4 protein-coding genes are annotated in these 7,263 nt (G+C 70.5%); 1 reads left to right on the top strand and 3 read right to left on the bottom strand.

All coding sequences use genetic code 11. From position 1 onward, the window contains the following. Together GA0115259_RS34045 and GA0115259_RS34050 are read right to left on the bottom strand one after the other, a co-directional pair. Positions 1-563 (bottom strand): AfsR/SARP family transcriptional regulator (locus tag GA0115259_RS34045; protein ID WP_305129814.1); only part of this gene is annotated, 563 nt, incomplete at its 3' end. A 206-nt stretch (positions 564-769) separates the two neighbouring features. Beyond that, entirely contained in the window at positions 770-1,852 is a 1,083-nt protein-coding gene (locus GA0115259_RS34050) for a S1 family peptidase (protein WP_093604067.1), read from the bottom strand. A gap of 392 nt (positions 1,853-2,244) precedes the next feature. Between GA0115259_RS34050 and GA0115259_RS34055 the strand changes: the two genes are divergently transcribed. Continuing rightward, positions 2,245-3,111, top strand: coding sequence for an alpha/beta fold hydrolase (locus tag GA0115259_RS34055; RefSeq protein WP_093604069.1), 867 nt, complete (start codon positions 2,245-2,247; stop codon positions 3,109-3,111). 91 nt (positions 3,112-3,202) lie between these two features. Here GA0115259_RS34055 and fxsT read toward each other — a convergent pair whose 3' ends face one another. Continuing rightward, positions 3,203-7,135, bottom strand: coding sequence for an FxSxx-COOH system tetratricopeptide repeat protein (gene fxsT / locus GA0115259_RS34060; RefSeq protein WP_093604071.1), 3,933 nt, complete (start codon positions 7,133-7,135; stop codon positions 3,203-3,205). Between the last annotated feature and the right edge of the window lie 128 nt (positions 7,136-7,263).

A 7,263-nucleotide genomic window follows, 5' to 3' on the forward strand; every position in this document is an offset into this window, starting at 1 on the left:
TCCTCGTCGCGCGGACGCTCCGAGGCGGCCACGGCCAGCGGCCCGGCCGCCTCCGCGTGCCGTCCTAGCCGGGCGAGCGCGAGCGCCTGCGCGCGTACGAGCGTGTCGCGGACCGGAGCGCGCTCGGTACGCAACGCGGCTACCGGGTCGTCGGTGCCGCCGTCCCCGTCAGGGGTGTCCTTCCACAGCGCGAGCCCGGCCTCGGCGGCGGCCAGCGATCCCGCATGGTCCCCTGCCCTGGCCCGGTCCGCGCTCGCGGCGGCGTGCAGCAGCAGGGCGGAGCTGTCGACCTGGCCCTCGGCGAGGGCGAGCCGGTATCCGGTCGGCGTGCTTACGATCACGTCGGCACCCAGCCGCGCCCGCGCCCTGGACACGAGGACCTGCAACGCCTTCCCCGGCCGCTCCGGCAACTCGCCCGGCCACAGCCCTGCCACAAGCCGCTCGGTGCTGCACCCCGCACGCAAGTCGCCCGCGAGCAGCGCGAGGAGACCCCGGAGCCGAGGCGCGGTGACCTCCTGCCCGCGACAGGCGACACGCGGCAGCAGAGTCAGGTCGGTGGTCACCCGTGCAGATTAACCAAGGCGCCGCCCGCCGGAACTCCCACCACGGCCGAACCCCCACCACGCGGGCGGCCCTCGCCCACCGCCCGCCCACCGCCCGGACGGCTCCCGCGGCCACACCGACCGTTCCTGCGGGAGAGACCCCGCGCAGCGCGAAGGGCCCGGGCCACCGTGGGTGGTCCGGGCTCTTCGGGTGGGCTCGCGGGGTGTCAGCCGATTTGGGCGTCGAACACGGCGAGTGCCTCCGTCACCGGCTGGAAGAACGTCACACCGCCCGAGGAGCAGTTGCCGCTGCCGCCCGAGGTCAGTCCGAGCGCGGTGTCGCCCGCGAAGAGCGAGCCGCCGCTGTCGCCCGGTTCCGCGCAGACCGAGGTCTGGATCAGACCGTTGACAATGTCACCGTTGCCGTAGTTCACGGTGGCGTCGAGTGCGGTGACCTGTCCGTCGTGCACCTGTGTGGTGGAGCCGCTGCGCGTCACCTGCTGGCCGACCGTCGGATCGGCCGCACCGGTGATCGGCCGGCTGGAGCCGTCGTAGAGATTGACCTCGCTCGGGTGCGCGACCTCCGCGGTGTACCTGACCAGGCCGTAGTCGTTGTCCGGGAAGCTGGATCCCTCGTTCGTCCCGATCACGGTGCCCTGCGCGTCGGACCAGGTCTGGATGGCCTCCGTACAGTGCCCGGCGGTCAGGAAGTACGGCGCGCCGTCCTTGACCACGTTGAAGCCGAGCGAGCAGCGACCGCCGCCGCCCGTGATGGCGTCGCCGCCGGCGACGAAGGGCGTGAACTCCCCGGCCGTTCTCTTCAGTTCGGCCTTGCCGCCGAGCCCTTCCACCACTCCGCTGAGCGTGTCCCAGGCCTCGCCCTCGACCGTACGGTCGGCCGTGACGACCACCTTGTTGGTCACCGGGTCGACCGCCCAGGACGTGCCGGGCACGGCCGCCCGGTCCGCGAGGGCCTGCCGGGCGCTCCTCAGTTCGGCCAGGGAGTTCTGGACCACTCTGGCCCTGCCGCCGGCCCGGCGTACGGTCTCGGCCGCCCGCTCGTCGACGACATTCATCACCAGGGCCCCGGACTCGGCGTCGTAGTACGAACCGGCGGCGGCGCCGCCCAGATCCTCGCCGAGGACGGAAGCGAGATTTCCGGCCGCCTTGGCCGTGAGTGTCTTGACCTCGAACTGAGGTGTTTCCTCACTGGCGTTCGCAGTCTGGAAGGTGATTCCCGCGACGACCAGTGCGATCACGGCACCGCCCGCCGCCGTCGCCTTTTTCCTCGATATGCGCCGGTGGTTCAATGTCGGCCTCCTGTGGGGGAACCGCGCCAGGGCATGTGGGGTGACCTGACACGGAGTAGGAGCCGCCCACTATTCCGAGACCGACCGGCCGTACACAAGGCCGACTTCAGGACGGACATACCACAAGCCGGCCGGGCGGCGGGCCTGTCGGGCGGCCGAGGTCAGACGGTGTCCGTTCCGTTTGCGAACACTCGGTGCAACTGCCGTGTCATCAGCGGGTGAGGACTAGTCCTGTCCTGAATCCGTCCCCACCGGAGCGCGGATCGGCCTTATGCAATCGGCTCCGGCCCGGGACAATCAACATGAACCGGGCTCTTGTACAGCTCTTGTACGGAGGGCACAGCTCTGTGCCGAGGTCATGGCCGAGGCGCATATGACAAAGGGGGCGGGAGTTGCGACGTCGGCTGCGCGCGGCGGACGGGCGGCATCTGATGGTGGAGCGTCTGGGGGATCCGCGCGGCAGACCGGTCTTTCTGCTGCACGGCACACCGGGCAGCAGGCTGGGCCCTGCCCCGCGCGGCATGGTGCTGTACCAGCGAGGGATGCAGCTCATCGCCTACGACCGCCCGGGATACGGAGGTTCGGACCGGCTGGAGGGCCGCAGTGTGGCCGATGTGGCCCAGGACGTGGCGGCGATCGCCGACGCCCTCGGGCTCGAACGGTTCGCCGTCGTGGGCCGCTCGGGCGGCGCTCCGCACGCCCTGGCCTGCGCCGCGCTGATGCCCGAGCGGGTGACCCGTACCGCGGCGCTGGTCACACTCGCCCCGCGGGACGCCGCCGGGCTCGACTGGTTCGAGGGCATGGCCGCCTCCAATGTCCTGGAGTACACCGCCGCGTCCAAGGATCCGGATGGCATGGCCGCACGGTTCATCCCGCGCGCGGACGCGATCAGGAAGGACCCGATGCGGCTGCTGGACGAGCTGCGCAGAGAGCTGACGGACTCCGACCGCATGGTGGTCGCCGACGCCGGAGTCAGAACGATGTTGCTGCGCAACTACCAGGAAGGGCTGCGCGGTTCGGCGTACGGCTGGATCGACGACGCGATCGCCTTCTGCAGCCCTTGGGGTTTCGATCCCGCCCGTATCCAGGGCCCGGTGCTGCTGTGGCACGGCGAGCAGGACGTCTTCTCACCGGTCGGCCACTCCCGCTGGCTCGCGGAGCGCATCCCGAGCGCGACGGTCGTACTGGAACCGGCCGCCGCGCACTTCGCCGCCCTGCACGCCCTTCCCAGGATCCTCACCTGGCTGCTGGAAGACTGAACCCGCTACGGGGCAGGAGCAGCAGCCCACGGCCGGGCGGTGCGGCTTCACCATGGCCGCACCGCCCGCACCGCCGCCGTACCCATACCGCTCACACCGCCAGCGGCTCCAGATCCCGGTACACCCTCCGGTCATCCCGCGCGAACCGCGTCAGCGCGTGCTCGTCGCCCAGCAGCCGCGCCAGCTCCTCGACCGTCTCCGCCCGCAGCAGCGCCGCCTCGTCCTTGCGGCCCAGCGCCCCCAGCGTCACACACATGTTGGAGGCGACGGCGAGCGTCTCCGGATGGTGCGAGCCCAGTGACACCCGCAGTCCCGCGACGGCCCCGCGCTCGGTGACCAGTGCCTCGTCCAGCTCGCCCAGATCCGCCTTGGCGTTGGCGAGACTGACCGTGCAGAACAGCGTGTGCGGATGGTCGTCGCCCAGCACCTCCCGCATCGTCCGCAGCGCGCCCTGGAGAAGCTGCTCCGCCAGCTCCGGAGCGCCGCATCCCCACTGGTAGACACCGAGGTTGTTGACCGCGGCGAGAGTGTACGGATGCCGCTCGCCCGGCACCCGGAGATACTGGTCGACGACCTCCTGCGCCAGATCCCGGGCCGCCACCGGCTCACCCGCGGCGAAGTGGTCGGCGGCCAGATTGAGATCGCAGGCGAGCGAGTCCGGGGTGGGCTCGCCGCCGTACTTGGCCCGGTAGCGGTTACGGGTCGCCGTGGTCAGCCGGCGCGCGTCCTCCAGCCGGCCGGCCCTGCGCAGCGACACGGCGAGGCTCTTGGCCGCGGCCAGCGTGCCGGGAAAGGCCCGGCCGAGCTGCTCCTTGTAGAGGGCGTACGTCCGGGTGAGCAGCGCGACCGAGTCCTCGTACCGGCCGATCTCCCGCAGATCGCGCGCCAGGCTGGTGGCGGAGGAGAGGGTGTACGGATGGTCCGGGCCGAGCACCTCGGTCCGCCGGTCGAAGACGTCCTGGTCCATCTCGCGCGCCTGCGAGTAGCGGCCCACCATCCGCAGATTCAGCGCCCGGTTGTTGGCGGCGGCGAGCGTCCTCGGATGGGACTCGTGGAAGATCCCGCTGAATCCCTCGTGCGCCTCCTGCGCCAGATCCAGCGCCTTGGCGTACTCACCGAGAGTGCCGAGGTCCATGGCCAGTCCGCTGGTGGTCATATACGTGTGCGGATGGGTCGGCCCGAGCACCCTGCGCTGCCGTTCGAGAGTCTCCTCGTCCAGCTCGCGCGCCTCCACATAACGGCCCTGCGAGCGGAAGATGTTGGAGAGATGGAAACGCAGATACAGATACTGCGGATCGTCGTTTCCGAGCATCTCCCGCCAGCTCGTGCGCAGTTCGTCGGCAAGCTCGAAGGCGGCCAGCAGATCGCCGCGCTTCCACAGATAGCGCACCCGGTCGATCATCAGCCGCCGCGTCTCCGGCCGCCGGCACAGACTCGCCTCGGAGGTGGCCAGATGCGGCCAGATCGTGGCGAACCGCTCCCAGGTGGCGGGATTGTCGATCGGCTCGTCGCCGTCGGGCCTGGCGCCCGCGAGGATCCGGTGCACGGCGTGCCTGGCGTCCTGCTGCTCCTCCTCGGTGAGCTGCGCCCTGATGATCGCCTGGACCAGCCGGTGCACCTGGATGCTGTTGCCGACCTGGTCCACCTTGGCCAGCGCGAACCGGCCGATCTCCCGGATGACGCGGCCGAGCACCAGCGTCTCCTGGAGCGAGACGTCGTACGGCTTGAGCGCCTCGATCATCTCCTTGCTGTAGAGAAGATTCGCGGAGATCGGCTCCGGCGCGAAGAAGGCACAGAGCTGGAGCAGCCGTACGGCGGCGGGCGAGCGGTCCTTGAGCCGTTCGATGGAGATGTTCCAGGTCGCGGCGACCGGTTCCGGATAGCCGACGGGCTGGTTGAGCGCCAGCACGCTGGGCGCCTGCTGCCCGAGCTGGTCCAGATACTCGGCGACGGGCGTCGCCGTCTCCGCGATCCAGGCCGCGGCCTGCTCGACCGCGAGCGGCAGATCGCCGACCGCGGTGGCCACCTTGTCGGCGTCCTCGACGGAGAGCCCGGGCGCCCGCCGCTGGAGGTGCTCGATGGACTCCTCGCGCAGAAAGACATCGACGGGCAGCGCGTCGCCGTACTGCGACCAGCTCTGGTTGCGTGAGGTGACCAGGACATGGCCGGGCCCGCCCGGCGGGAAGAACCGCTGGAGCTGCTCGGGATCGTCGGCGTTGTCGAAGACCAGCAGCCAGCGCGAGGAGGGCACACCGCGCCGCAGCAGATCGAGGGCCTCCTGCGAGGCTGCGGACATGTCGTCACCGCCCTGCGCGCCGAGCCGTACGGCCAGTTCGGCGAGGCCCGCCACCACATCGGCGGTCTGCTCGGACGAGATCCACCAGACCAGGTCGTAGTCGGCCATGAAGCGGTGTACGTACTCCAGCGCCACCTGTGTCTTGCCGATCCCCCCGAGCCCGTACAAGGTCTGCGGCTGCGGCAGCACCACGGCCATTCCGCCGCCGAGCTGGTCGCGCATCCGTTCCAGTACGAGGGAGCGCCCGGTGAAGCCGGAGTTACGGGCCGGCGCGTTCCAGATCTTGGGCACGGTGCCCGGGAAGCGCGGGCCCGGCGAGACCGCGTCGGCGAGCTGCACGGGCCGCTCCAGCGCGCGCAGCAGCGCCGTGGTGGCGTGCGCCTCGTCCAGCCGGAACAGGTCCACCGGATTGCGGTCGATGTACGGGGTGGTGAGCCGGACGTCGCCGACCCGCAGCGGTACGAGCCTGCGCCGCGCGCCGCCCGGATCCTCGGACGCCGCGCGCGCCCAGACCTCCACGGCGCGCGAGGACTTGAGATAGGCGCTGGAGAGCAGGACGACCGTACGGCTGGCGTTCTCGGCGGACGGATTCCCGAGGGCGGCCGGAGCCGCCGAGACATCGCGGGGGACGACCCGGAAACCGGCCCGCGTGAGCACCGATTCGATCCAGTCGGCCCACATCCGGTTCTCGGCCACATAGCTGAGGAGGAGATCGGCCGGCAGTGCGGGCCTGCGCCGGGTGAAGGCGTCCCGGATCCGCAGTCTGGTCTCCTCGCCGACCGTGGGCATCGAGGTGATGGCGCCATCGGTGACATAGGCGGTCACCCGCTCGAACGCGGAGAGCAGGGAGTTGCTGAGACCGGCCTCGTCGCCGAAGGTCGCGAGAGTCTCCTCGTACGCGTAGTACGGACGGTACGGAATCTCCACCGCGCCCCAGTAGGCGGTGAGTTCCTCGCCGGTGAGCCCGCCGGGGAACCGGTCGAACTTCAGCCGGGCCAGCGCGCGTCCCGCGTCCGCCTTCTCCTTCTCTCCCTCGTCGATCCGCATCGGCACAGGGAAGATCCGGATACCGCGACCGCCGTAGCGCTCGTCGATCTGGCGGGCCACCGCGGCGGCGCCGTCGATCGACTGGTCGCTGAGCGTGAAGCAGTCGACCAGCACATCGGGCAGATGGACCGTGCAGATGTCGGCGATGTCGCTCAGACCGGTCCTGCTGTCGATGAGGACATAGTCGTAGTGGGCCTTCATGTCGTCGCGCAGGGCGTCGAAGAAGTGGCCGCCGCCCAGCCGGTCGTAGAAGTTGTCCCAGTCGAAGGTGGAGACGGTCGCGGAGTACTCGCGGTTCTGCTTGCCCGCGGAGACGAAGTCGAGCGTGCCGCCCGCCGGGAACTCCCAGCCGAGATGCTCCGGAGTCAGGGAGACGGCGTGCGGCTGGATACGCGCGTAGTCACGGTGCCAGTCGTCGGGCCGCTCCACCGGGCTGGTGGCCGCCCAGGCGTACTCGGTGATCAGATCGATGACGCCGGTGGTGGCGCCCAGGGTGGAGGGATCGAGGAAGGGATGGAAGAACCGGTGCAGACCGGGCGCCTCCAGATCCCAGTCGACGGCCAGGACCCGCTGCCCGTTGGCGGCGAGGATCCAGGCCGTGTTGGCCAGGGCCATGGTGCGGCCCGTGCCTCCCTTGTACGAATAGAAGGTGACGATGCGTCCGTCACGACGTTCTGTCATCCGTGTCCTCCGCATCGGGCGCCAGGTCGTGCGTCTCGGGGATGTAGTGCGTCGTCGCGTACTCGGCGGCCATCGGACCGCGCAGCCGCGGCCGTTCGGTATGGCCGCCGCCCGCGGGCGGATAGACC

Origin of the sequence: Streptomyces sp. MnatMP-M17 (assembly GCF_900091995.1) — a bacterium.
GTDB lineage: Bacteria > Actinomycetota > Actinomycetes > Streptomycetales > Streptomycetaceae > Streptomyces.

Excerpts from the sequence above, each read along its gene's own strand:
- fxsT (WP_093604071.1), bottom strand. The coding sequence starts at position 7,135 with ATGACAGAACGTCGTGACGGACGCATCGTCACCTTCTATTCGTACAAG.